The sequence below is a fragment of the Paenibacillus sp. FSL M7-0896 genome (assembly GCF_037975415.1).
In the GTDB taxonomy this organism is placed as follows: domain Bacteria; phylum Bacillota; class Bacilli; order Paenibacillales; family Paenibacillaceae; genus Paenibacillus_AQ; species Paenibacillus_AQ silagei.
This window is the reverse complement of sequence record NZ_CP150250.1, coordinates 4024835-4050073: the sequence shown is the minus strand read 5'-3', so window position 1 is coordinate 4050073 and position 25239 is coordinate 4024835. Positions and strand designations below refer to the sequence as shown.

Here is a 25239-nt window from a genome sequence, read left to right as displayed (position 1 = left end):
TGCCAGGAACCATGAGCCTGCTCTGGAGAAATGCTCCAGCATAAGACCTTCCGGCTTGAGACATATTATAACTGTTGCTTCTAAATCTCAATATCATTACAAACCTGAGGAGGATTTAAGATGTCAACAGATTCCGTAGTGAAGAACTTTGATACCTGGAAAAGTTTTTTGGGCGACCGGGTCATTCAGGCTGAAAAAATGGGGATGAGCGACGAGACCATCACCAAGCTGGCGTTCGAAATCGGGGAATTCCTCGACAAGAAGGTCGATCCGGGCAACTATTCCAACCGGGCCATCAAAGAGCTGTGGGATGTCGGAACGGATGATGAGAAGCATACCATTGCCGGACTCATGGTCAAACTGGCGAAGAAAAACGCATAGGTACGCGGAAGAAGCTCCCCTTGCGGGAGCTTTTCTGCAATTATTACAATCGTGTCCTTGCCTTTCAATTTTTTTTTATATATCATTAACATGACCCGTGTATCTGAAACAACATGCAGGGAAAAGGAATCTATGAGGTGCGCACAAGTGGAATATAAACAATGGTATATGGAATATAAGATACATAAGAACAGACCCGGTCTGTTAGGCGACATTGCTTCCATGCTGGGGATGCTGGAAGTCAATATTCTGACGATTAACGGCGTGGAAGGCAAGACGCGCGGAATGCTGCTGGAAACCAGCGACGATGAGAAGATCATGCTGATGGGCGAAATGCTCAAGAAAGTTGATAATATAACGGTTACGGCACTCCGTACACCGCGGCTTGTGGACCGGCTGGCGGTCCGGCATGGACGGTACATCGACCGGGATTCGGATGACCGCAAGACCTTCCGCTTCACCCGCGATGAGCTCGGGCTGCTGGTCGATTTCCTGGGCGAGCTGTTTAAGAGAGAAGGCAATCAGGTTATAGGACTACGTGGCATGCCGCGGGTAGGCAAGACAGAATCGATTATTGCCGGCAGCGTCTGTGCGATGAAGCGCTGGACGTTTGTCTCCTCCACGCTGCTGCGCCAGACCGTCCGCAGCCAGCTCGCCGAAGACGAGATGAATCCGCATAATGTATTTATCATTGACGGGATTGTCAGCACCATCCGCTCGAACGAGAAGCATTATAACCTGCTGCAGAATGTCATGAGTATGGCAAGCACCAAGGTGATTGAGCATCCTGATATTTTTGTGCGGGAGTCCGAATTCACCTTCGATGACTTCGATATTATTATTGAGCTGCGCAATTCACCGAACGAAGAGATATTGTACGAGTCGTTTACGACAAGCTACAGTGAAGATCTTTAATATATTTGATTAAGAGCATTGCTCACACAACATTCAGGAGGTGATGGTATGTCGGAACTGGGCCGGCATTTGAAGGAGGCTCGTCTGCAAAAAGGGATGAGTCTTGATGATGTCCAGGAAGTAACAAAGATCCGCAAAAAATATTTGGAAGCCATCGAAGCAGGGGATTATAAAGTGCTTCCGGGCAGCTTTTATGTCCGGGCCTTTATCAAAACCTATGCCGAGGCAGTCGGGGTTAACCCGGATGAGCTGATGGAGGAGCACGGCAATGTGCCTGCTGCTCCCGTCGATACTACCATGGAGACCGTGATTCAGAAGCGCAGCCGCAAGCCTGAAACGGAGCGTAACGCCAAGTGGCTCCCGACCTTGCTGATGTGGACCTTCCCGGTGCTGATTCTGGTGGTCATCTACTTATATGCCTCTTCCACGATGAATAATGATTCGCCGGAGAAAGCGGATAATGCAAGCATGACTACCGCGACGCAAGATCCGGCTAAGGCTAAGCCTTCTCCTACTGCCGCTGGAGGCGGTGCAGTGCCTTCAGCGACAGCGGATGCGGCAGCTACACCTGATGCAGGCGCCGCGGCAACCACTGCGCCTGCTGCAACTCCAGAGCCGTCTCCATCGGCTTCTCCGGGTGCTGTCACCGTTACTCAGGACCGTAAATCGGGCAAGACAACGATCTATAAGGTCTCCGCGCCTGCCGGAAGCCAGGTTCAGGTCGTGATTGCCTCAACCGGAGTCAGCTGGCTTGAAGTGTACAAGGGCGAGAACTCCAAGGGGGAGAAGCTCAGCTTCGGGAACACCAAGGCCGGCGATAATCTCAGCTTCACGCTGGACAGCGAAGGCATGTATATCAAATCGGGATATTCACCGGCTACCGCGATTTCGGTCAACGGACAGGCTATTACCGACGGCAAAACCTCCTCGCGTCTGCTGCTTGAACTGGACAGCGGTACGGACGGCGCTGCTGGCGGGAGTACTACCGGAGAATAATACATCCGATGTATAGTCTTTGGCGGATTGGAGAACCTAGAAGTGTTTAACAGTTCTCTCGCCAAAGTGAGGTGTATTCTCTCATGACCGTCAGCTGGATTGTAACAGGGCTTGGCATTATTGTCAGTCTCCTGGGGTATTATTTGACACCGGGCGCCTGGGGATATGGTATTCTGGGCTTTGGACTGGCACATGTTCTGCTGGGGATTCTGGATATGTTCCGGGCTCCTGCACGCAGCAGATAATATTTAGAGGTGAGCGTCTCCCGGACAGGTTCCGGGAGGCGTGTTTTTAGGTGCACTCTTTTCCAGTATTAGACTTAAGAGCCCCTATCTCATATAATAGGAACAGACTAATTGTAAGTAAAGGATGTGGAACCATGAGTTCAGAAAGTTCATTTGATATCGTATCCAAGATGGATATGCAGGAGCTGACCAATGCGGTTCATCAGACCGAGAAGGAAATCGATAACCGGTTTGATTTCAAGAACAGCAAGAGCAGCCTGAAGCTGGAAAAGGATGCGCTTGTCATCGCCTCAGAGGATGAATACAAGCTGAATGCAGTTATTGATATCCTCCAGACCAAGATGGTGAAGCGGGGAATCACGCTAAAGAATATGGATTTCGGCAAAGTGGAGCCGGCTTCGCTCGGCACGGTGCGCCAGCGGCTGGGACTGCGCCAAGGGATAGACCAGGAGAACGCGAAGAAGATCAATATTCTGATCCGCGATTCCAAGCTGAAGGTTAAGAGCACGATCCAGGGTGATCAGATCCGTGTGACCGGCAAAAGCCGCGACGATCTCCAGCAGATTATCCAGCTTTTACGCAAGGCTGATTTGCCGCTTGATTTACAGTTTAACAATTTAAAGTAAGATCATGTGCCCCGCAGTGTATACTTACCTTACTTGCGGGGTGCTTCATGTTTTTTTGACACTTATTTATGGCTATAATATACTAGCTAAGCAGTTTTGAAGAAAATGCTGGAATACCGGATTCGTATGGACTAGGGGAGGAACCTTCAGTGAATTTACCCAACCGCATCACATTAGCACGTATTTGCCTTATCCCAATCATGATGTTTTTTCTGCTGGTGGACTTCAGCTTCTATCCGGAACCGATACATTGGGGCTCCTTTCAGCTTTCAATTAATCACTTGGTCGCGGCAGTTATTTTTCTGCTGGCAGCCAGTACCGATGGAATTGACGGTTACATAGCCAGAAAATATAACATGGTCACCAATCTGGGCAAGCTGCTCGATCCGCTTGCGGATAAGCTGCTGGTCTCGGCCGTGCTGATCTCGCTGGTCGAGCTGGGAAGATGCGATTCCTGGATTGCCATTGTCATCATCAGCCGCGAGTTTGCCGTGACCGGCCTGCGCCAGGTGGCACTGCTGGAAGGGAAGGTAGTGGCTGCAAGCAAATGGGGAAAGGTAAAAACAGTGATTCAGATTGTTGCTATTTCCCTGCTGCTGCTTAACAATTTCCCGTTCCAGTTCGTCAGCATCCCTGTGGATGACATTGCCATCTGGGCGGCAGCCATCATTACCATTTACTCTGGCATTGATTATTTCGTGAAGAATAAGGATCTGCTGGATTTGAACAAAGCCTGAGAGGCTGGAACAGGCTTAACCTTGCAGGATACCTACAATCAGGAGGAGAACGTCAGCTATGAAAGCAGAGATTATTGCCGTTGGAACAGAACTTTTACTTGGACAAATCGTGAACAGCAATGCCCAGTTTCTTTCAGTCGAGCTGGCTGCATTAGGCATTGACGTTTATTTTCAGACCGTTGTGGGAGATAACAAAAACCGCCTTCTGGAAGCGATCCGGATTGCTCAGAGCCGGGCGGATGTTATATTGTTCACGGGCGGCATTGGTCCGACCGAGGATGATCTGACCAAGGATGCGCTGGCTGCGGCGCTTGGCCGGACCCTGCACATCGACCAGCTGGCCATGGATCATGTGCAGCGCTTCTTCGATGACCGCAAGATTGTAATGACTGAGAATAACCGCAAGCAGGCGCTTGTCATTGAAGGGACGACTCCTCTGCCTAATGATACCGGCCTTGCGGTAGGGATTGCTTTTGCAGAAGAAGACAAATATTATATCGTGCTGCCCGGCCCGCCCCGGGAGATGAAGCCGATGTTCACGGATAAGGCCAAGCCATGGCTTCAGCAGCATGCACTTACTGGTGAAATGCCGCTCTACTCGAAGATGCTGAAGTTCGCCGGGATTGGCGAGTCGCTGCTGGAGGACAAGCTGATTGAGCTGATCCGCAGCCAGAGCGATCCAACGATTGCCCCGTATGCCAAGGAAGGCGAAGTGACCGTGCGCATCTCCACCAAGGCGCCGTCCGAGCGGGAAGCTATGGTCAAGCTCGATGCTCTGGAGAAGACGATTGCGGACATTCTGCCGGAGAATCTGTATGCCAACATCGATGTGCCGCTGGAGCAGCTGATTGTGGACTGGATGGCGGATGCGGGACTCACTCTGAGTGCTGCCGAGAGCTGTACAGGCGGTCTGCTGATGGAGAGCATTACGAATATTCCGGGCAGCGCCTCCATGTTTGCCGGAGGGATCGTGTGTTATTCCAATGATATTAAGAAGAAACTGCTGAATGTGCCTTCCGCCATGCTTGAAGGTCCGGATGCCCCGGGAGCGGTGAGCCGCGAGGTTGCGGAGGTACTGGCTGAGCAGGTGCGTATGATCGGTGACACGGACTTCGGCTTATCGGTTACCGGTGTAGCCGGACCGGGATATTCCGAGCGCAAGCCGGTGGGTCTTGTGTTCGTAGGACTGGCTGAGCGGGGCTGCAAGACAGAGGTATATGAGCTGAATCTGAAGGGCACCCGTGAGAACATCCGGCTGCGCACCGTCAAGGCGCTGCTGTACCGGTTGTGGCGCCGCCTGGAAGAACGCAAGGTTGCTACTCCGCTGGAAGGCTCGGCCTTGCAATAACTGTACGGGCCGGTATATAATTCATGTATACGGAAGAACCGTGGCTTGAGCGATCATGCTGCGGTTTTTTGTTTTATATTAGGTATAACAAATTATCCTATGACTGTTCCTATTAACGTAAGAAGCGGAAGAGAAGCACCTGCTGAGTTTTGCATCCGGAAGGAGGCCTGCATCTTACAATAAAAGGGATTGTTATCCCCGGGAGCAAAAAAAACGAATGTATGTTCTAAAAAAGACTTGGCAAGCCCTTCAAAACACGTTATGATAATACTATAAACAGTGAAGGAAGTGGTCTGATTGTCAGATCGTCGTGCAGCGCTTGATATGGCGCTTCGTCAAATAGAAAAACAATTCGGTAAAGGTTCGGTAATGAAACTGGGAGAATCCACTCACATGAAAGTGGAAGTTGTACCTAGCGGATCTTTGGCACTTGATATTGCACTAGGTATTGGCGGACTTCCCAAAGGACGTATTATTGAAGTATATGGACCGGAATCTTCCGGTAAGACGACGGTTGCACTTCATGCGATCGCTGAAGTACAGAAGCAGGGCGGACAAGCTGCCTTCATCGATGCTGAGCATGCGCTTGATCCCAAGTATGCCAAGGCGCTTGGCGTTAACATTGATGAACTGCTGCTGTCCCAGCCTGATACGGGTGAACAGGCCCTGGAAATTGCTGAAGCGCTTGTACGCAGCGGAGCAGTAGACATCATTGTAGTTGACTCTGTAGCAGCACTTGTGCCGAAGGCAGAAATTGAAGGCGACATGGGTGATTCCCACGTAGGCTTGCAGGCCCGTCTGATGTCCCAGGCCTTGCGGAAGCTGTCTGGTGCCATTAACAAATCCAACACTATTGCGATCTTCATCAACCAGCTTCGTGAGAAGATCGGCGTAATGTTCGGTAACCCTGAGACCACTCCGGGTGGGCGTGCTCTGAAGTTCTACTCCTCTGTCCGTCTGGATGTGCGCCGGGTAGAGAGTATCAAGATGGGTAACGATGTCGTGGGTAACCGCACGAAGATCAAGGTTGTGAAGAATAAGGTAGCGCCTCCGTTCAAGCAAGCGGATGTAGATATCATGTACGGTGAAGGAATCTCCAGAGAGGGAAGCCTTGTGGATATCGGTACGGAGATGGATATTGTCAACAAGAGCGGTGCCTGGTATTCCTATGAAGGCGAACGTCTGGGTCAAGGGCGGGAGAATTCCAAGCAGTTCCTGAAGGAACATCAGGATATTGCTCTGCTGATCGAGAACAAGATCCGTGAGGCAAGTAATCTCACGACTCTGGTAGAGCCACCATCTGAAGCGGCTGTGGCTGCGGAGCAAGAGGAAGAAGAGAAGCTGCTGCTTGAGATTGAGTAATTAAGTACTCCTCTACTTCTAATTGAATAATGAAGTCAAGATGGATAGGCGCCCTGTGAAGATATAACAGGGTGCCTTTTCGTAAATATTTCAGCTTAAGTAGGTGAATGGCAGGATGGTTATACAATTGGATGAGGAATTCGAGGAACAGGATGAGCAGCAGGTGCTGGCGGATTTCCCGGCAGATCAAGAGCTGGTAATTACAAAGGTAGAGCGGCTTAAGAAGTCTAATTATCGTTATCTAATCCATTTCGGAGACTACAACATGACTGTTCATGAAGATGTCATGATTAAATACCGGATGATTACCGGGAGTGCTTTTGTAAAAGCGGATCTGGAGGATATCGTTGCCGCAGACGAGCGCCAGCGGGCGTATGTGGAGGGGCTTAGGTATCTGGAGCGCAAGCCCAGAACCGCACAGGAGATGGCCCGCCGTTTAAGGGAGAAGGAAATAGGGGAGACTGTTATTGCCGAAGTTCTGCTCCGCCTGCAGGAGGAACGTCTGCTTGATGATCCCTTGTACGCCAAGCAGTGGGCGGAGCAGAGGATTGTGAATCAGCGTAAGGGCAAGATGTGGATCCGGCAGGAGCTGCGGGAGAAAGGGATTGATAAGTCGCTGATTGCGGAAGCGCTGGATGAGATCACACCCGAGCAGGAGCTGGAGAGCGCGCTGCAGACCGGACGGAAGAAATGGAATACGATCCGGGGAGATGTGAACGACAAACGCCGGAAGACAGGGGCGTTCCTGATGCGCCGGGGATTCTCAGGAGAAATGGTGCGCCAGGTGATCGGGATTCTGCGGGATGAGCAGGATTCTGGGGGGGAAGAAGAGGAGTTTTACTTCCCGGATTGATTCTCTTGACTTTATTACGGTTATCGACTCTCTTGACAAGGTCTTTTTATAAATAATAAAATATAACATGAATCGGCATAAACTAAGAATCCTTTTTCCTTCCCAAAAAGCAGACTCTTATGTTCCGGTTCGCGTACAACTCATATGAAATGTAATCGCCGGATAAGGCGGGCAATGTGCATGTGCAGCATGTGCAGTATGGCAATCGGTGTATTACCGGTTTTTTGTATGGTGATGAACGGATAGTTTAACAACTGCACAAATACCCAAGGGAAGATCCTTGGAGGATATCAACGAGGAGGTGAACAGATGGATCCATTGATCTGGGTCATTGTCGTTCTCGTTGTAGCTGCAGCATTCTTTGGATTCGGTTATTTTATTCGTAAATCCCTTGCAGAAGCTAAGATTTCCAGCGCAGAGAAAGAAGCCGTAGTCATCGTGGAGAACGCGAAGAAAGAGGCGGAGGCGCTGAAGAAGGAAACGGTACTTGAGGCTAAGGACGAAGTTCATAGAATCCGTACCGAAGCTGAGAAAGAAACTCGTGAACGTCGGAATGAAATCCAACGGCAAGAGCGACGTTTGCTGCAAAAGGAAGAATCGCTGGATAAAAAAATGGAATCGCTTGAACGAAAAGAAGAACAAGTAGCTAACAAAGAGAAACGAATTGATGAAACCCAACAGCAAATTGATGTTATTTACAAGAATCAGGTAACTGAACTGGAACGTATCTCCAATCTGAGCATCGATGATGCCAGAAGTATCATTCTCAGCAATGTAGAACAGGAAGTTCGCCATGAAACTGCTCAGATGATCAAGGAAATCGAACAGCAAGCTAAGGAAGAAGCGGACAAGAAAGCCCGTGAGATTATCACCTTGGCGATTCAACGCTGTGCGGCTGATCATGTGGCGGAAACTACGGTATCTGTCGTTACCTTGCCGAATGAAGAGATGAAGGGCCGGATTATCGGTCGTGAAGGCCGCAATATCCGTGCGCTGGAGACTCTGACCGGGATTGATCTTATTATTGATGATACGCCGGAAGCCGTTATTCTGTCAGGATTTGATCCGATCCGCCGCGAAGTGGCCCGTACGGCACTGGAGAAGCTGGTGGCAGACGGACGTATCCATCCTGCACGTATTGAAGAAATGGTGGAGAAATCCCGCAAAGAAGTGGATGAACGGATTCGCGAATACGGTGAACAAGCTACCTTCGAGGTTGGCGTTCATGGTCTGCACCCGGATCTGATCAAAATTCTGGGCCGCCTGAAATTCCGCACGAGCTACGGTCAAAACGTACTGAAGCACTCCATGGAGGTTGCTTATTTGACTGGACTTATGGCCGGTGAGCTTGGGGAAGACATCGTGCTTGCAAAACGTGCCGGACTGCTGCATGATATCGGCAAGGCGCTTGATCATGAAGTGGAAGGCTCGCATGTTGAAATCGGCGTCGAACTGGCGAAGAAGTACAAGGAACATCCGGTGGTTATCAACAGTATCGCGTCCCACCATGGAGATTGCGAGGCTACCTCGGTTATTGCTATGCTGGTTGGTGCTGCTGATGCTTTGTCAGCTGCCCGTCCAGGTGCACGCCGTGAGACCCTGGAAACATACATCAAACGTCTGGAAAAGCTGGAGGAGATCTCGGAGTCCTTCGAGGGTGTCGAGAAATCCTATGCCATTCAGGCGGGCCGCGAGGTTCGCGTAATGGTACAGCCTGAGAAGATTGATGATGCCGAAAGCTTCCGTCTGGCCCGCGATATTACGAAGATGATTGAGAGTGAGCTGGATTATCCGGGTCATATCAAGGTTACGGTAATCCGCGAGACACGCGCTGTAGAGTATGCGAAATAAATAAGGAAATCGGCCCCCTTGCGGGGCCTTTTTTCATGCAGCACGCCGTGGAGTTTGGAATGAAGCAGAATAGGTGAAATTATACTTAAGCAGCGATTTATGGTTGGCAGAGCATACACAAACCCAAAATTTAGGAGGAGAAGATTATTAAAGTTTTATTTATCGGAGACATTGTAGGCAATACAGGCAGAAAAGCGCTGCGTGAAATGCTGCCTTCCCTGAAAAGCAAATATCAGCCGCATATCATCATTGCCAATGGTGAAAATGCCGCTGCCGGCAGAGGGATCACCGCTGCTATCGCTAACGAATTCTTTAACTGGGGTATCCACGGTATTACGATGGGCAACCACACCTGGGACAACAAGGATATCTTCGAGTTCATCGACGACGAGCCGCGGATCATCCGTCCGGCTAACTTTCCGCCGGGGACACCGGGCCGTGGATATACCGTTGTTAAGGGGAACGGCAAGCAGCTGGCGATTGTGAATCTGCAGGGCCGTACCTTTCTTCCGGCAATTGATGATCCGTTCCGGGTAGGCGAGGAGATTGTGGAGGAACTGCGCAGAGAGCATAAGTGCATTCTGGTGGATTTCCATGCGGAAGCAACCTCCGAGAAAATTGCGATGGGCTATTTTATGGATGGAATGGCTTCGATTGTAGTCGGCACACATACTCATGTGCAGAGTAATGATGATGTGATCCTGCCTGGAGGTACAGCGTATCTTACAGATGCGGGTATGGTTGGTTCAAGAGAAGGGATTCTGGGTATGGAAAAGGATGCGATCATCTATAAATTTACAACTCAGCTTCCCTCCCGGTTTGTAGTCGACGAAGGCAAATGGCAGCTGCATGGTCTATTCGCAGAACTGGATGAAGCTACAGGCAGAGCGACACGACTGGAGAAGATCCGGCTGCGTGAGGATGAATGGGTGATGAGCTAAGGACGGCAATGCCGTTTCTACTTGCAAATAGGTAATTCGGTAATACTCATTTTGTTTTGGGTGAAGTGTGATATTTATTATATCGAAAAAGAGTATCTTTTGAACTATTTTCTCCGGAGAGGTCCGCAAAAAGAAGGAATTAATTCTTCTGAAGCGAATAACATCTACTGTAGTGGAAGAAGAACACCATCATTTTCCCAGGGGAGGTACTTACTATGGATGTATTAAAAGTATCAGCTAAATCCAATCCAAATTCCGTTGCTGGCGCATTAGCAGGTGTTCTTCGCGAACGTGGATCGGCCGAGCTACAAGCTATTGGAGCAGGAGCACTGAACCAGGCCGTGAAGGCCGTTGCCATCGCCCGGGGATTTGTCGCACCTAGCGGAGTGGACTTGATCTGTATTCCGGCTTTTACGGATATAGTGATTGATGGGGAAGACCGGACGGCAATCAAACTTATTGTGGAACCTAGATAACTCAAGTGAATCATTTAGATTAGGCCTGTTTACATTGTAAACAGGCTTTTTGCTGTGCTGACTGCCGCTTCAGTTAGGTGCATATACATGAAATAGACGCTGGGCTGTCAACGGTTCATTTGGATATTCAGGTGAAGAAAGAAGGAGAGCTGACCTATGGTGGGAAACAGGAGGCTGAAGGTGGCGGATTTTCATTGTGATGCTCTGAGTAAGCTGCAGGCGAATCCAGGGATAGACTTCAAGAATGATCCCCGGCTGGATGTGACCGCAGAGCGGCTGGCGGAGGGGAATGTCGGACTGCAGGTTTTTGCCATCTATTTGTCTGCGGTGCGCGGAAGGGCCAAATTCGAGGATATTCTGGGGCAAATCGAGTGCTTTCATCAAAAGGTTACCGGTCCTGGAGGGCTGCAGTGGCTGAGGTGGAAGGAAGAAGCGCAGGAAGGCAGCTACACTGCTCCAGCCTATGGAATGCTCTCTCTGGAGGGCGTAGACGGTCTGGAGGGCAATCTGTTCTATGCCCAGTTATGCTTCGAGCTGGGTGTGCGTTGCCTGGGGATTACCTGGAACTATGCCAACTGGGCGGCGGACGGTGTACTGGAGCGGCGGAACGGCGGTTTTACTGAGCATGGCCGGAAGCTGATCGACTGGTGCAACGGGAGCGGCATGCTGCTGGATGTGTCGCATTTGGCCCCGGCAGGCTTCTGGGAGCTGCTGGAGCACAGTACCCGTCCGTTCATTGCTTCGCATTCGAATTGCGCAGCGGTATGCAGTCATCCCCGCAACCTGAGTGATGATCAGCTGAAGGCACTGATTGTAAGGGACGGGCGAATTGGGCTTACCTTTGTCCCCTGGTTCGTGCGGGATGAAGGAGCAGCCCGGAGGGAGGATATGCGGAGGCATATTGAGCATGTCTGTGGTCTTGGCGGGAGCGGACAGCTGATGTTCGGCTCGGATTTTGACGGAATTGAAGCGTGGGTAGAAGGGCTGGAGCATCCGGGGCAATATGCGGAGTTCGCCGAGATGCTGCTGAAATACTATCCCGAAGCTGATGTACGGGGCTGGCTGTATGAGAATGCGCTGGGGTTCTTGAGGGAGCAGCTGCCTTCTTCCGCAGGTTTACCCTCTTTTCTCACCAGGAAGTGACTATGAATTGGAAAAACCAGGATGAAGCATTCACAGAATCGTAATATGCCCGGAAAAAAGTCTCGCATTGTGATGCGGGTCTTTTTATTTTCAGGTAATAAGAGGTATAATGTTCAGTGGCTTGTACAGATACTAGAGAAAATACAAGGAGTGACTTAAAAATGAGCAAGACTGTACCCGTAGGTGTGTCGGCCCGGCATATTCACCTTACGCAGGAGCACGTAGAAGCATTGTTTGGCCCAGGTTATCAATTGACCGAGTTCAAACCGCTGTCCCAACCCGGACAATTCGCAGCGAATGAGCAAGTGGCTGTCATTGGTTCGAAAGGGAAGTTCGACAAAGTAAGAATCCTCGGACCTGCCCGTCCGGCTTCGCAGCTGGAAGTATCCCGCACAGACTCCTTCAGCCTCGGCGTGAAGGCACCTGTCCGTGAATCCGGCAATATTGAAGGAACACCAGGAATTACGATTAAAGGACCTGCCGGTGAAGTTGAGCTGGAGACTGGTGTTATTGTAGCAGCGCGCCACATCCACTTCCATACTTCCGAAGCAGAAGCTTGGGGCATTGCCGATAAGCAACTCCTGAAGGTACGTCTGGGCGGCGAACGCGGCCTGGTGCTGGAGAACGTGATTGCACGCGTATCCGACAGCTTCAAGCTGGACATGCACATCGATACCGATGAAGCTAACGCTGCGGGTGCCAATAATGGCGATACCGCTGAAATCCTAGACTAGTATTTTATAATAGGTAAGACAAGAGCAGGGGACCCTTCCTCTGCTTTTTTGTTGTAGTTTTTTTTGAAAAGAAAGAAATGAAAGTTTTCATATTCGCTTTTATGTGTTATCATTATGTGTTATGACTTTGCTGAGCGCTATGTGGAGACGCCGCAAAAGGAATATACAGTAATGGAATTAAGGATTCACCAATATATGTATGCACAATGAAGGAGATAAAATGACATTTAACGATTTGAACCTGATCCCCCCGATTCTTAAGGCGCTTAGCCTGGAAAACTATACATCCCCGACCCCGATCCAGGAAGAGTCTATTCCTGCGGCATTAGCCGGCAGAGACATCCTGGGCTGTGCACAGACAGGTACCGGTAAAACGGCGGCCTTCTCGTTGCCGATTATTCAGCTGCTGAGCCAGCAGCCGGGCAGAACCGGCGGAGGCAAGCGCATCCGTTCCCTGATTCTTACGCCTACCCGTGAGCTGGCGCTGCAAATTCAAGAGAACATTCAGGCTTACAGCAAGTTCACAACCATCCGTTCGACAGCCATTGTCGGTGGAGTATCACAGAAGGCACAGGAGCGGGCGCTTGCAATCGGTGCCGACATTCTGATTGCTACACCGGGCCGTCTAATCGACCTGATCAGCCAAAAGCGTGTGGATCTGCAGCATGTGCAGATTCTCGTGCTGGATGAAGCGGACCGCATGCTGGACATGGGCTTCATTCATGATGTGAAGCGGATTATCGCCAAGATGCCGCTCAAGAAGCAGACATTGTTCTTCTCAGCCACTATGCCTGCGGAGATTTCGCAGCTGGTAAAGACACTGCTTGTCAATCCGGTGAAAATCGAGATTACTCCGGTATCCTCCACGGTAGACAGAATTGAGCAGTCGATCTATCTGCTGGAGAACGGAAATAAGCAGAATCAGCTGAACCGTCTGCTGCAGGACCCGTCGATTGTATCGGCACTGGTATTCACACGCACCAAACGCGGCGCGGACCGGGTAACCCGGGATTTAACCCGCATTAATATTACAGCACAGGCCATTCACGGGAACAAATCACAGAATGAGCGCCAGAATGCGCTGAGAAATTTCAAGAGCGGAGCGACACGCGTACTGGTAGCTACAGACATCGCTGCGCGCGGAATTGATATTGATGAGTTGTCCCATGTCATCAACTTCAACCTGCCGAATATTCCGGAAACCTATGTTCACCGTATTGGCCGGACCGGCCGTGCGGGGATGAGCGGCATCGCCATCTCGCTGTGCGAAGCGGAGGAAATTCCCTATCTGAAGGATATCCAGAAGCTGATCGGCAAGACGATTCCGGAGATCAAGGAGCATGCGTATCCGATGTCTAAGAGCAATCTGGCATTGCTGGCAGACCGTCCTGGCAAAGCGCCGGTCAAACCGTCGCAGAAAGCCAAGACGAATCCGCCCCGCAAGCCGAAGTCGGAATGGTTTGCGCAAGGCAAACAGCAGAGCGGCGGCAACACAGGTGGCGCTAAAGGCGCTTCTGGAAGCGGTCAAGCAGGCAGTGGAGCTAGAAGCGCATCGGGCAGCAGTTATGCTGGCGGTGGAGCGAGAGGTGCTTCGGGGGGCCAGGCTAATGCCAACGGGCGTCCAGGCGGCAGCCAGAGCCAGAAATCGTCCAGCGGTTCATACGGCCGTTCAAACCCTTCGGGCAGCAGACCTGGCGGTCAGAGCGGACGTCCGTCCAGCCGTCCAGCGGCTAAAGCGGGCCGCTCGTAATTCGATTTTGTAAGGTGCAGTAATGCTTGACCTTATCTAACATAAACACCCGCCATTCTCAGTATCTCACTGAAAATGGCGGGTGTTTGTCTGCTCCATGGCCTCTTAACGGTTATATCGCTTCTTGTCTGCCGCTGACAGCTTCCTCTGCAAGGTAGGCGCCCAGTTCCTCGCGCAGCGCGGTGCTAATGGAAGTCATTGGCAAGCGGAGCGTATCCGAGGAGAGCTCTCCGAGTTCGCTGAGCAGCCATTTGATCGGGGCTGGGTTGGACTCCTTGAACAGCAGCTTCATCAGCGGCACTAGCTGATCATACGCAGCCTGTGCAGCCTCAATCTGACCGGCTCTGTACTGCTCGTAGATGCTTAGGAAGCGGCCGGTATGTACATTGGCTGAGGCCAGCATGCCTCCGGCGGCCCCGTAGCCCAGCATGTCGAAGAAATGCAGATCGTCGCCGCAGAGCACAGGCTTGCTGCCGCTCTTGGACAGCTCGGAGACGAGCAGGGGGGAGCCGGAGCAGTCTTTTAACCCTACGACATTGTTCATCTCCAGGATCGTACGGGCGGTGTCCAGCGTCATGCCGACTCCAGTGCGGCCCGGGATATCGTAAGCCATAATGGGCAGACCCACTTCTGCCGCCTTGCGGAAATGGGCGATGATGCCTTCCTGGGACGGACGGCTGTAATAAGGGACAACCACCAGTGCGGCATCGGCACCTGCGTTCGCCGCCAGCTCAGTACGGGCCACGGTAGAGTAGGTATCATTTGTACCTGTGCCCACCACGAGCGGGATAGAGCTGGACTTCAGAAGTTCCCGTGAGGTATCCACGAGCGACTGTAATTCCTGTATATTGACTGTCGGCGATTCTCCAGTGGTTCCATTGACGACCAGACCATGAATATTGTTCTTGATGATGTTGTTCACATAACGCTGATACGATTCCAGATCAAGCTCACCAGCAGCATGGAACGGGGTGACCACGGGAACATAAATTCCATAAATCTGTTCTTCTGTTAACATGAATATCGTCCTCCAAAAATGTAAAATCCGTTTGTTCTACTGTACCATGGATTATTGCATCGTTGTTAGCTATAATAAATGATGTAGGTTATCAATAATATTGATGTTAGGGTGAGACGATGGACTTAACGTATATGCGGACCTTCCGCGAAGTGGCCAAGCGGCAGAGCTTCACGCGTGCGGCTGAAGAGCTGGGCTATGCACAGTCCAGCGTCACGACGCAGATACAGAAGATTGAGAAGGAATACGGCGTGCCGCTTATCGAACGGCATGGCCGCGCCTTGCGCCTGACACCGCCGGGAGAAGAACTGCTTAAGCTGTTCGTGGAGATTCTGGATCTCTATGACCGCTCTAAGGAAACAATCGCCCAGCAGATCGGCGGAACGCTTACGATTGGAACGATTGATTCGCTCGCAGCCTTCTATTTGCCGCCGTTCCTGCAGCAGCTGCGGACGATGTTCCCTGGTCTGAATATTCATCTGCAGACCGAGCAGGAGGCCAATCTGATCTCTAAAATCAGGGACGGAGAGGTTGATATCGGTCTTCTGCTGGACCGCAGCACGGTGGATAGCGCACTTACGCGAACGATTATCCGTGATGAGCCGCTTGTCCTCGTGGCACCAGCCAGCCATCCGCTGGCCCGGCTGGAGCAGGTGACCCTCCAGGATCTGAACAACTGCGAGCTGATTGTCTCCGAGGAGAGCTGCATTTACCGCAGCCTGTTCGAGAACCTACTCCGGGACCACGGGATCGTGTTCCGGATTGGTTTTGAGCTGTCGAATCTGGAGGCGATTAAGCGTTGTGTACGCAATGGCCTGGGCATAGCGCTGCTGCCGCGGATTGTGGCGGAGGAGGAGATCGAGCGGGGGAACCTGTCCGAGCTGTCTTTTGCCCACCCGGAGATTCATTTCGATCTGCAACTGCTGCTGCATCCGAAGAAGTGGAAGTCCCTGCCGCTCCAGTCGCTGATTCAGATGCTGCTTGAGGATGCCAAGGCGAAGACTGTTGCGCTGTAATGGTAACGTACCGGGCAGCGGGGAGCCGTCTCGTAACAAATTCATATCAGCAGAAGAGCACTGCCGTATCGCCCTCATGAAGGGTGCGGCAGTGCTCTTTTTGAGTTATAAGCTAATATTGATGATTACTTTAATACCTTTCCAGAATCAGCTGGGTCTTGAGGCCATCAGCAGGAAGAAGCCAGCCCTCGGCGTTCAGCAGGCTCATCAGCCCGGCACGTAACCCGGTTACACTGGTGCTATCGGTGGTTTTGAACGAAATTTCCACGATATTCTGGATGCCGCTTCCCGCCTCATCACGCACTGGCCATACCTCAAGAGTGATCTCCTGATTGTTCCAGGTGCCTGTATACCGCTCGAAGGTCAACGGGCCATGCGCCCGGGAGGCTGCCAGCTTCTGCTTCCCCCAGTTCGATGCAGACCAGTTCTTCAATTTGCCCGGCAGCTTGTCCAGCAGCAGCTTCAAGGCTTCTTCCTCAGAAGGGAGTACGGCTCCGGTAGCTTTGGTGCTGACCTTCTTGGTATTGGAGAAGCTGAGGGTCTGCTTACCATACCCCCAATCCACCTCTGCTTCATAGTTGTCATCTGAAGCGTCGAAGCCCTCCTGATTCGCCAGGGTGAGCGCTGCCTGGATATTTCCGTTCACGACAGGATAACGTTTCTTGTAGGTCAATTCATAATCGGATTTGTTCTCTTTTTTGCGCAACCGCACATCCCACCCCTTGCTGTTCAGCTCAAGCGTGTCGGTATCGAAATACCCGACTCGAATTGCCTGTGGAGTAGAATTCAGGTCGAACGTATCCACGACCTCGCTGCGCGGTGATCCGCTGCTGTCCAGTACAAGATCAGGGTCTGCCAGAAACTTCACCTCATAGGCTGGAACGGCGTTAGCTGCGGCTGAGACGCGCTCCGGCAGCAGAATACCCTGTCCGGCCATTCCACCCCCTACTGTCACAATACTCAGCATGAAGGACAGGGTAAGCTTTTTCCATTTTCTCAAGCATCATCACTCCTATGATCAGGTTTGAGTACATGACCCACTTTACGGGTTGAGTATATGGGAGCAGTTAAAGTGAAAGGGGAATTGCGTTAATCCTGCATAGACTTACTCAATGACGGCTAACAGTTTTTGGTGGCCAGCAGGCTGCTCCGGAAGCTCTCCATCTGCACTGAAGGATGCCGGTCCTTGTTATGCACGGCATAGATATAACGCGGTGACATCTCCCCTTGAATAGGCAGCACTTGAATTAGACCTTGCTGCTGCTCCCACTGTACCGCCATCCGGGACATCACGGAGATGTGGCCGCCCAGCTGCACGAGCTGCTTGATGGCCTCCAGTGAATCGACCTCAATCGTATTGCGCAGCTGCAGCCCTTGCTGTCCGAACCAGCGCTCCGTCAGGCGGCGGGTACTGGATTCGCTTCCGTGCAGCGCAAAGGGAGTCTTACTCATCTCCTCCATAGTAAGCTGAGTCTTGCGGGCGAGAGGATGCTTAGGAGAACAGATCAGGACGAGGTCATCTGTAATCAGCGATTCAGCCTGCAGAGCAGGCTCCGTGAAAGGCTCGGAGGAGATCACACCTAAGTCGATTTCGTGGCGGATCAGCATCTCCCGGATGACCGGGGAGGGCTTCACAGACAGAGCCATGCGGATGCCGGGGAACTCCTGGGAGAACGCATGTAATATGGATGGCAGCAAATAGGTTGCAGGTACATAACTGGCCCCAATCAGCAGCGTTCCCCGGTAGAGGGTGTCGAATTCTCCGGCTACCCGGCGGGCCTCACGGGCAAGCGCATTAATCTTCACGGAATAATGAAGGAGGGCTTGTCCTGCCTCGGTGAGAAAGGTTTTGCCGCTGCGGGCCTCGAACAGCCGGACCCCGAGCTCTTCTTCAAGCGACTTCATATGAAAGGTTACGGTCGGCTGCTTGATCCCGAGTACCTCGGCTACGCTGGTCATATGGTGCAGCTGGTCGATCAGTTCAATAATTTGCAGTTTCATCAGATTCATGGAGTTACCTCTTCCAATCGTTAGTGGGATATCCCCCACCGTAGATTTTATCTATGAACGTTAACAGAATTCATATATAAAGTTAATTACGTGTTTACATGAAAAATAAACAACCTGCGAATACAGACGTTAGACTGAGGACAGCTCAAGAAGACAGGCAGGGATCGAAATGAATATTCAGATAAAGGGGATTCATAAAAGCTTTGGCGGACAACCGGCGCTGCTGCCTGCCGGGCTTGAATTGAAGCACGGTAAGTTCACTACCTTACTGGGGCCTTCCGGCTGCGGCAAAACCACGCTGCTGCGGATGTTAGCGGGCCTTGAGCGCCCGGATGGCGGGGAATTATACGCTGACGGGAAATGTTATTTCTCCGCTGCGCAGCGGATCGATGTTCCGGTGCACAAGCGGAATTTCGGGATGGTGTTTCAGGATTTTGCACTCTGGCCGCATATGACGGTGTATGAGAATGTGGCTTTCGGGCTGAAGGCCTCAGGGCAGCGTGCGCAGCTGCGGAGCAAGGTACTGGAGACACTGGAGATGGTCCGGCTGCAGGGGATGGAGAACCGGTATCCGCATCAGCTGTCGGGCGGTCAGCAGCAGAGGGTTGCTTTTGCCAGAGCGGTAGTTGTCCGTCCGGGTGTGGTGCTCTTCGATGAGCCGTTAAGCGCGCTTGATGCCGTACTCCGGGAAGAGATGAGAGTGGAGATGATGTCGCTGGTGCGGGACATGGGTCTCACTGCACTCTACGTGACCCACGATCAGATCGAAGCGATGTCGATGTCCGACGAGATTGTCGTTATGAAAAGCGGGCGGATATTGCAGACTGGAACTCCTGAAGCGGTATACGAGACACCGTCAGAACCGTTCGTGGCCTCATTCATCGGCAAGTCGAACTGGCTTACGCCGGAGCAGGAGATGGTGCGGCCTGAGCATATCGGCTGGAGCCGGACGGCGGGCGATGATCTGTGTTATTCCGCTGTTGTACGAAGTGTCAGTTATGCCGGAGAACGTTATGAGATCCGTGCGGAGGTGGAGGGGGCCGGAATATGGACAGCCTATCTGAACAACCGGATTCCTGTAGGAGAAAGGGTTCAGCTCTATGTCTCACCGCGGCGGATATGCCGGATGAATTCGAATTCAAATGAAGAAGAACCTAAAAGGAGCGAATCATAACCATGAAATGGAACAAACCGCGTAAACAAGGGGCAGTGCTGCTGTTATCTGCTGTGATGAGTATGAGTCTGGCGGGTTGTGGTACGGGCAACAGCACCAGTGCCGGCGGGGCCAGCACGAGTACACCTGAGGCAACTGGGGCAGCCTCGTCAACTCCTGAAGCTACAGAAGCTGCGTTAAGCGGCAAGCTGGTGCTGTATTCCGCCGGACCGCAGGGCCTGGCAGACGATATTGTGAATGGCTTCAAGGCCAAGACAGGTGTCACGGTGGAGATGTTCCAGGGAACGACCGGCAAAATCCTGGCCCGGATGGAAGCGGAGAAAGCAAATCCGGTGGCCGATGTGGTGATTCTGGCTTCCCTGCCTTCCGCACAGGCTCTTAAGGCGGAGGGGCTGACGCTGCCCTATCCGGAAGCGGCCAATAAGGACAAGCTGATTCAGGACTGGTCGGATGCAGAAGGCAATTATTTCAGCTCAAGCGCATCAGCACTGGGAATTGTCTATAATACGAAGCTGGTAGCGAATCCGCCCAAGACCTGGGCAGAGCTGGCAGATGCGGAGTGGAAGGATGCCGTTAACATTCCTGATCCGACACTGTCAGGCTCGGCGCTGGATTTCATCACAGGTTATCTGAGTGTGAACGGCGAACAGGGCTGGGAACTGTTCAAGAATTACAAGGCGAACGGTGTTGCCATGGCTGGAGCGAACCAGGAGGCGCTTGATCCGGTGATTACAGGAGCTAAGAGTATTGTGGCAGCAGGAGTAGATTATATGGCCTACAAGGCCAAAGCCAAAGGAGAGCCGCTGGATATTATCTATCCTGAGGAGGGTACGGTGGTAAGTCCGAGACCGGCAGCCATTCTGAAAACGAGTCCGAATGTGGCCAATGCTAAAGCATTCATTGATTATCTGTTGTCTGATGAAGCTCAGCAGCTGGTAGCGGATGCGTATCTCATACCGGGCCGCGAGGATATTGAAGCTTCGAACCGGACCAATCTGAAAGACATCCCGCAGCTTAAGGCAGACTGGACCTGGATGAGTGAGCATGGAAATGAGACGGCTTCGAAATTCGCGGAAATTTACAAATAAAGGCTTAAGGTTGAGGTGAAAGCAATGAGTCCAGTCTCCATGGACAGTAACCGGATACTTCGGAGAGCGGGCTTGCTGCTCTCCTTCTTTTTGCTGGCGGTCAGCATCGGCATTCCGCTTCTGCTCATCTTCTGGCAAAGCGTTACCCCGGATCAGCGGCTGGACTGGATGGCCCCCCTCCGTACGATCACCGGACAGAGTCTGTCCGGGGTGCTGCTGAACTCGGTATGGCTTGGTATATGCGTAGTGGCAGGAACTACGCTGCTTGCGATGCCGCTGGCCTGGATGATGGCCAAGACCCGCATGGGGCTGCACCGCTGGATTGATGTTATTCTGCTGATTCCGTTCATGACCCCGCCGTATATCGGCTCCATGGGCTGGATTCTGTTCATGCAAAAAGGCGGATATCTTCAGCAGTGGCTTCCGGGTGCGGGTGCGTTAAGTGATTCTTTCTTCAGCTTCTGGGGAATGGTCTTCATTATGAGCATGCATCTGTTCCCGTTCCTGTATCTGCTGCTTCGGGATGCGCTTATCCGCATAGGCGGCAATCTGGAAGAGGCGGGAGCGGTGCACGGGGCAAAGGCAGGCTACCGCTTCCGGCGGATCATCATGCCGCTGCTGCTGTCGGCCTATGGCATGGGGGTGATGCTCGTCTTCGTCAAGACGATTGCGGAGTTCGGAACACCGGCTACCTTCGGCCGCAAGATCGGCTATTATGTCATGACCTCGGAAATTCATAAATACATTTCCAGCTGGCCGATTGACTTCGGCAAGGCTACATCGCTCGCATCCGTGCTGTTGTCGGTCTGTCTGGTCATCTGGTACATGCAGTCGGCGGTCAGCCGCCGGTTCACTTACCGTCTGGTGGGGGGCAAGGGACAGCGCTCCAAGATGTATTCCCTGCGCGGCGGTGCAGGCTGGCTAGCGGGCCTGTATCTGGCTGTCCTGCTGCTATTATCCATAGGCATCCCCTACTTCTCGATTATCGCCGCCTCGCTGATGAAGCTGCGCGGTTCCGGGCTGTCGCTGGACAATCTGACGCTGGATCATTACAGGGAGCTGCTCTCCTGGGGATCGGCGAGCCTGAAGGCGATTGGGAACAGTCTGGGGCTGTCGCTTGCCGCAGCATCGGTGGCTGTCGTGCTTGGAGCCGGCCTTGCCCTGGCCATCGGCAGGTCTTCGGGGCGGCTGCAGCGGATCATTGATCTGCTGAGTCTTTTGCCTAATACGGTTCCGGGCATTGTAATGGTGGTGGGGCTGATTCTGCTCTGGAATGCGCCATGGATGCCCTTCACGCTCTACAACACCTACGGGATGGTAGTGCTTACGTATGTGGTGCTGTTTCTTCCTTATACCGTGCAGTATGTGAAGTCCAGCTTCTCGCAAATTAACGGGTTGCTGTTTCAAGCGGCCCAGGTGAGCGGAGCAGGCCCGTTCTATATCTTGCGGCGGATTCTGCTTCCGCTCATTATGCCCGGTATGCTGGCAGGCTGGATGATGACCTTCACCATATCTGTACGGGAGCTGGTTGGATCGCTGCTGATTCTGCCGCCTTCGATGCAGACCTCGGCTACGTATATTTTTGCCCAGTTCGAACAGGGGCAGGTATCGCTTGGCATGGCAATGGCGGTGGTATCGGTTGGCTTGACGGTGCTGCTGCTGCTCGGCATTGAACTGCTGAATTCCAGAACAAAGTGGACCGGATTATGACGAAGCTGACCATATGGGGCGGAGCCGGTGAACACGGGCGTTCCGCTTACCTCCTGAGTGGAAGGGGCTACCGTCTGCTGCTTGATTGCGGCGTCAAAAAAGGCGGAGCCGGACAATATCCCCTCATCGAACCCGGGCAGGCGGCCTTGCTGGACACGGTACTACTCTCCCATGCCCATGAGGATCATTCGGTAGCACTGCCGCTGCTATATGCGCAGGGTTACAAGGGTGAGGTATGGACAACGCGGGAAACGCGGGCGCAGCTGGATGCCTATTTCCGCTCCTGGCGTTCGAATATTAACCGTGAGGGCCATGAGCTGCCATACACTGAAGCAGATGAACAAGCGATCCGTTACCGGTATCTGGAGGAGGAGGGCAACTGCCTGTCCTGGTTCAGACTGATTCCCGGGGTTCAGGTCATGTGGGGACGAAGCGGGCATCTGGCGGGATCTGTATGGTTCCTGATCGCTGCGGAAGGGCACTCAATGTTCTATTCCGGCGACTATACGGCGGAATCCCTGTTACTTGCGGCTGATTCACCAGCTGAGGCGATACAAGCAGCCGGAGGCATCCCGGATGCGGACCAGAGGCTGAGGGTATGGTCGTGCGGCCAGCGTCTTGATCTGGCGGTTGCCGATGCAGCCTATGGAATGGACGAGGAGAGCCAGTCTGATAAGCTGAGGCAGCTGGAGCAGGCCATCCGCAGGACTGCGGCACGGGGGGGCAAGGTGCTGCTCCCGGTTCCGGCAGGCGGACGCGGCCAGGAGATGATGTTGTGGGCCGCCAAGCTGTTCGGTGATCTGCCGATGGTAGTGGAGGCGAAGCTGATAGAGGGGATGGGGCGGCTGGCAGCCTCGCCGTTCTGGCTTAGGAGTGCTGAGCGAACAGGAGGGTATTCCGCAGCGGATCACATAGCAGACTTTCTTGCCGCCCGCCGCTGGACGATGCCGCAGAGCGAGGTGGAACGGGAGGAGCTGCTGTCAGGCTCCGGCCCTTCCCTGTGGTTCGTGCCGGATGGCATGATGCAATCGTCCTTGTCCCGCTGGTACTATGCGAGGTGGGCGTCCCATTCAACCTATTCCGTGCTGATCACCGGTCATGTAGCGGCCGGTACCTTCGGATACAAGCTGCTGCATGAACCGGGACAGCATGGAGTATGCGAAGTGCTTAAGCTGCGTTACAAGGTGCATCAGGGCCGGGAAGATGTGCAGCGTATGCTGAAGTCTCTTCCGGTCCGGCACGCCGTACTGGTTCATGCCGCGAAGCCGGAGACCGACAAGCTCCGTGAAGCCTTGATTCAGGGCGGGCAGCTGACGGGCTGCACGCTGCATTCTATGGCGGCGGGGGAAACGCTGGATTTGGGTTAACTATGAAAAGATGAAAGAGGCTGTCTCGTAAGCGGAATTTTGCTTATAGAGATGGCCTCTTTTCTTATTTTTTAGGAAATTATGAATTTCTTCGGATGTCTAAAGGGGAGCGGATGGAATGTATATGAAAAACCGAATACAATTTGCTGGGGGGCGGCGCGTGGACTAAATGTATGCGGAAAACCGAACACATTGGGCAGGCGCGAGGCGTGAGGTCCAAATGTAGGCGGAAAACCGAACACATTGGGCAGTGCGGAGGCGCCCGGTCCAAATGTAGGCGAAAAACCGAACACAATGGGCAGTGCGGAGGTGCGGGGACCAAATGTATCCGGAAATCCGAACACAATCGGTGCTGCTGTGATGTGGATGGGCCTCATGCTCCGCAGTCCGTAACATTGTAGAGAAATCCTGCAAGAAGTGCAGTAATACTGCCCAATAGAAACGACTGATGCTGAAATCCTGCATAAAATGCAACAAAGCCAGCGCTAACTTGCTCCAAGCACCGGAATTCCTGCAATTGATGCAACAATGTACAATAGCCAGTAACATTTTTAGAGAAATCCTGCAAAATGTGCAAAAATGCTGCTACCCAAGCAAGCGGTCGGTGAGAGAAGACGCTCTAAATTGGTGAGAGATGGGCGGAGCACCGCCAGGCTCGTTAGGATCATTTTGTCCGCCCCCCACTTAAACAGCGGAGCGGGCAGAATGATTGTGGAAAAGCGGAGCGTTCGCCTTTGTGTCCGGATTTTCACCGCTAAAGGGGAATGAAAAAATCTGGACACAACAGCGATGGGAACAACGTTCTGTTTGCGGAGCGTCTACACAAGCGCCTATGTTGATCCTGCCTCGTTCATGGCATTTGGGACTTCCGCTTTTCAAAGCGCCTTCCTGCCTTTATTCAAATACAGGAAAACAAAGCTCACAAAGATGCCTGCTGACCATGTCTTCCGTGTATCTCTCCATAACCGGCCGCCCGGGATCAAGCTTATGGCCGCTGCGTGACAACGCCGGGAGAATCTCGGCCCATGCTTGTCCGACAGCTTCAGCCGTATGCTGGAGGGTTACCACTGCGTAGACTCCGCCGGGAAGCTCACCGTAAGGTACTGAGGCCTCTTCGGGAGGATTCTCAGGCAGGCTGATGCAGGCATCATATCGGCAAAGCTCCGGCCCTGTAGTTGCAGGGTTGTCCTGCGGAATGCCGAACAGCACCGCCGAGCCTTGAAGCAAGCCTTGTTCCCGCGCCCAACCTTTCAATTGATCCATCGCCTGAGCGTTGCCGGGGCCGTAGGGGCCTGTCTGCCGTACATAAGCTATACGTGTTGCCGGAATGCTTTCGAGCTGAATGTTCATCATTAATCATTATCCTTTCTGTGGTTAAGTGGTCAAATGAAGTACAACCCGAATGCTAACATGGACTAAAATAGAATGCATTTCTTTTTTTGTGGGCTTCCTAGGCGGCAAGATGTTGACATCAAAAACTAGAATATGGTATATAAAA

The 25239-nt window shown here is 52.5% G+C and carries 25 protein-coding genes; 21 read left to right on the top strand and 4 right to left on the bottom strand.

Annotated features, from left to right (window positions below):
• The first annotated feature begins 120 nt into the window (after positions 1-120).
• From MKY12_RS17340 to MKY12_RS17270, 15 genes are all read left to right on the top strand, one after another.
• Positions 121-381 carry a DUF3243 domain-containing protein gene (locus MKY12_RS17340; RefSeq protein WP_036692667.1) on the top strand — a complete coding sequence of 87 codons (261 nt, stop codon included), beginning with the start codon at positions 121-123 and terminating at the stop codon, positions 379-381.
• A gap of 132 nt (positions 382-513) precedes the next feature.
• Complete coding sequence (locus MKY12_RS17335) at positions 514-1296, top strand: DUF3388 domain-containing protein (protein WP_036724755.1); 783 nt, start codon at positions 514-516, stop codon at positions 1294-1296.
• Positions 1297-1344: 48 nt separating this feature from the next.
• Positions 1345-2292 carry a RodZ domain-containing protein gene (locus tag MKY12_RS17330; protein WP_339249024.1) on the top strand — a complete coding sequence of 316 codons (948 nt, stop codon included), beginning with the start codon at positions 1345-1347 and terminating at the stop codon, positions 2290-2292.
• A gap of 83 nt (positions 2293-2375) precedes the next feature.
• Positions 2376-2537, top strand: coding sequence for a hypothetical protein (locus MKY12_RS17325; protein ID WP_179090467.1), 162 nt, complete (start codon positions 2376-2378; stop codon positions 2535-2537).
• 134 nt (positions 2538-2671) lie between these two features.
• Complete coding sequence (locus tag MKY12_RS17320) at positions 2672-3163, top strand: YajQ family cyclic di-GMP-binding protein (RefSeq protein WP_036724757.1); 492 nt, start codon at positions 2672-2674, stop codon at positions 3161-3163.
• Between the two features lie 149 nt (positions 3164-3312).
• A complete protein-coding gene (gene pgsA, locus MKY12_RS17315) occupies positions 3313-3900 on the top strand; it encodes a CDP-diacylglycerol--glycerol-3-phosphate 3-phosphatidyltransferase (protein ID WP_036724758.1) in 588 nt (195 codons plus the stop codon).
• 58 nt (positions 3901-3958) lie between these two features.
• A complete protein-coding gene (locus tag MKY12_RS17310; RefSeq protein WP_339310126.1) occupies positions 3959-5248 on the top strand; it encodes a competence/damage-inducible protein A in 1290 nt (429 codons plus the stop codon).
• Between the two features lie 297 nt (positions 5249-5545).
• Positions 5546-6610, top strand: a complete 1065-nt coding sequence (gene recA, locus MKY12_RS17305; protein WP_036724761.1) for a recombinase RecA — start codon at positions 5546-5548, stop codon at positions 6608-6610.
• Between the two features lie 115 nt (positions 6611-6725).
• Positions 6726-7463 carry a RecX family transcriptional regulator gene (locus tag MKY12_RS17300; protein WP_209879586.1) on the top strand — a complete coding sequence of 246 codons (738 nt, stop codon included), beginning with the start codon at positions 6726-6728 and terminating at the stop codon, positions 7461-7463.
• A 309-nt stretch (positions 7464-7772) separates the two neighbouring features.
• Positions 7773-9314 carry a ribonuclease Y gene (gene rny, locus MKY12_RS17295; RefSeq protein WP_036724766.1) on the top strand — a complete coding sequence of 514 codons (1542 nt, stop codon included), beginning with the start codon at positions 7773-7775 and terminating at the stop codon, positions 9312-9314.
• Between the two features lie 146 nt (positions 9315-9460).
• Positions 9461-10255 (top strand): TIGR00282 family metallophosphoesterase, encoded by a 795-nt coding sequence (locus MKY12_RS17290; protein ID WP_036724768.1) that lies wholly within the window; start codon positions 9461-9463, stop codon positions 10253-10255.
• A gap of 215 nt (positions 10256-10470) precedes the next feature.
• A complete protein-coding gene (locus MKY12_RS17285; protein ID WP_019910496.1) occupies positions 10471-10731 on the top strand; it encodes a stage V sporulation protein S in 261 nt (86 codons plus the stop codon).
• Between the two features lie 156 nt (positions 10732-10887).
• Positions 10888-11874 (top strand): membrane dipeptidase, encoded by a 987-nt coding sequence (locus MKY12_RS17280; RefSeq protein WP_339310125.1) that lies wholly within the window; start codon positions 10888-10890, stop codon positions 11872-11874.
• A gap of 161 nt (positions 11875-12035) precedes the next feature.
• Positions 12036-12608, top strand: a complete 573-nt coding sequence (locus tag MKY12_RS17275) for a phosphate propanoyltransferase (RefSeq protein ID WP_036692683.1) — start codon at positions 12036-12038, stop codon at positions 12606-12608.
• 220 nt (positions 12609-12828) lie between these two features.
• Complete coding sequence (locus MKY12_RS17270) at positions 12829-14358, top strand: DEAD/DEAH box helicase (protein ID WP_339310123.1); 1530 nt, start codon at positions 12829-12831, stop codon at positions 14356-14358.
• Between the two features lie 112 nt (positions 14359-14470).
• Here the strand turns inward: MKY12_RS17270 and dapA are convergent, their stop codons facing one another.
• Positions 14471-15376 (bottom strand): 4-hydroxy-tetrahydrodipicolinate synthase, encoded by a 906-nt coding sequence (gene dapA / locus MKY12_RS17265; protein WP_339310121.1) that lies wholly within the window; start codon positions 15374-15376, stop codon positions 14471-14473.
• A 119-nt stretch (positions 15377-15495) separates the two neighbouring features.
• On the opposite strand from dapA, the gene MKY12_RS17260 reads away from it, so the two are divergent.
• The gene (locus MKY12_RS17260) at positions 15496-16392 is read left to right on the top strand and encodes a LysR family transcriptional regulator (protein ID WP_209879570.1); all 897 of its coding nucleotides are present in this window, start codon (positions 15496-15498) and stop codon (positions 16390-16392) included.
• A 130-nt stretch (positions 16393-16522) separates the two neighbouring features.
• Here MKY12_RS17260 and MKY12_RS17255 read toward each other — a convergent pair whose 3' ends face one another.
• Together MKY12_RS17255 and MKY12_RS17250 are read right to left on the bottom strand one after the other, a co-directional pair.
• Positions 16523-17392, bottom strand: coding sequence for a CYTH domain-containing protein (locus MKY12_RS17255; protein ID WP_339310118.1), 870 nt, complete (start codon positions 17390-17392; stop codon positions 16523-16525).
• A 119-nt stretch (positions 17393-17511) separates the two neighbouring features.
• A complete protein-coding gene (locus MKY12_RS17250; protein WP_339310117.1) occupies positions 17512-18402 on the bottom strand; it encodes a LysR family transcriptional regulator in 891 nt (296 codons plus the stop codon).
• 169 nt (positions 18403-18571) lie between these two features.
• Between MKY12_RS17250 and MKY12_RS17245 the strand changes: the two genes are divergently transcribed.
• The 5 genes from MKY12_RS17245 (at position 18572) to MKY12_RS17225 (ending at position 24134) form a co-directional block, all read left to right on the top strand.
• Positions 18572-19576: an ABC transporter ATP-binding protein gene (locus MKY12_RS17245; RefSeq protein WP_339310116.1), complete on the top strand. Its 1005-nt coding sequence runs from the start codon at positions 18572-18574 to the stop codon at positions 19574-19576.
• A 2-nt stretch (positions 19577-19578) separates the two neighbouring features.
• Positions 19579-20664, top strand: a complete 1086-nt coding sequence (locus tag MKY12_RS17240; RefSeq protein WP_339249014.1) for an ABC transporter substrate-binding protein — start codon at positions 19579-19581, stop codon at positions 20662-20664.
• 39 nt (positions 20665-20703) lie between these two features.
• Positions 20704-22374, top strand: a complete 1671-nt coding sequence (locus MKY12_RS17235) for an iron ABC transporter permease (protein ID WP_339310115.1) — start codon at positions 20704-20706, stop codon at positions 22372-22374.
• Entirely contained in the window at positions 22371-23741 is a 1371-nt protein-coding gene (locus MKY12_RS17230; RefSeq protein WP_339310114.1) for an MBL fold metallo-hydrolase, read from the top strand. The genes MKY12_RS17235 and MKY12_RS17230 overlap by 4 nt, the downstream gene beginning before the upstream one ends.
• 243 nt (positions 23742-23984) lie before the next feature.
• Positions 23985-24134 carry a hypothetical protein gene (locus MKY12_RS17225; RefSeq protein WP_339310113.1) on the top strand — a complete coding sequence of 50 codons (150 nt, stop codon included), beginning with the start codon at positions 23985-23987 and terminating at the stop codon, positions 24132-24134.
• A 501-nt stretch (positions 24135-24635) separates the two neighbouring features.
• Here MKY12_RS17225 and MKY12_RS17220 read toward each other — a convergent pair.
• The gene (locus MKY12_RS17220) at positions 24636-25094 is read right to left on the bottom strand and encodes a GyrI-like domain-containing protein (RefSeq protein WP_339310112.1); all 459 of its coding nucleotides are present in this window, start codon (positions 25092-25094) and stop codon (positions 24636-24638) included.
• Positions 25095-25239: the final 145 nt, after the last annotated feature.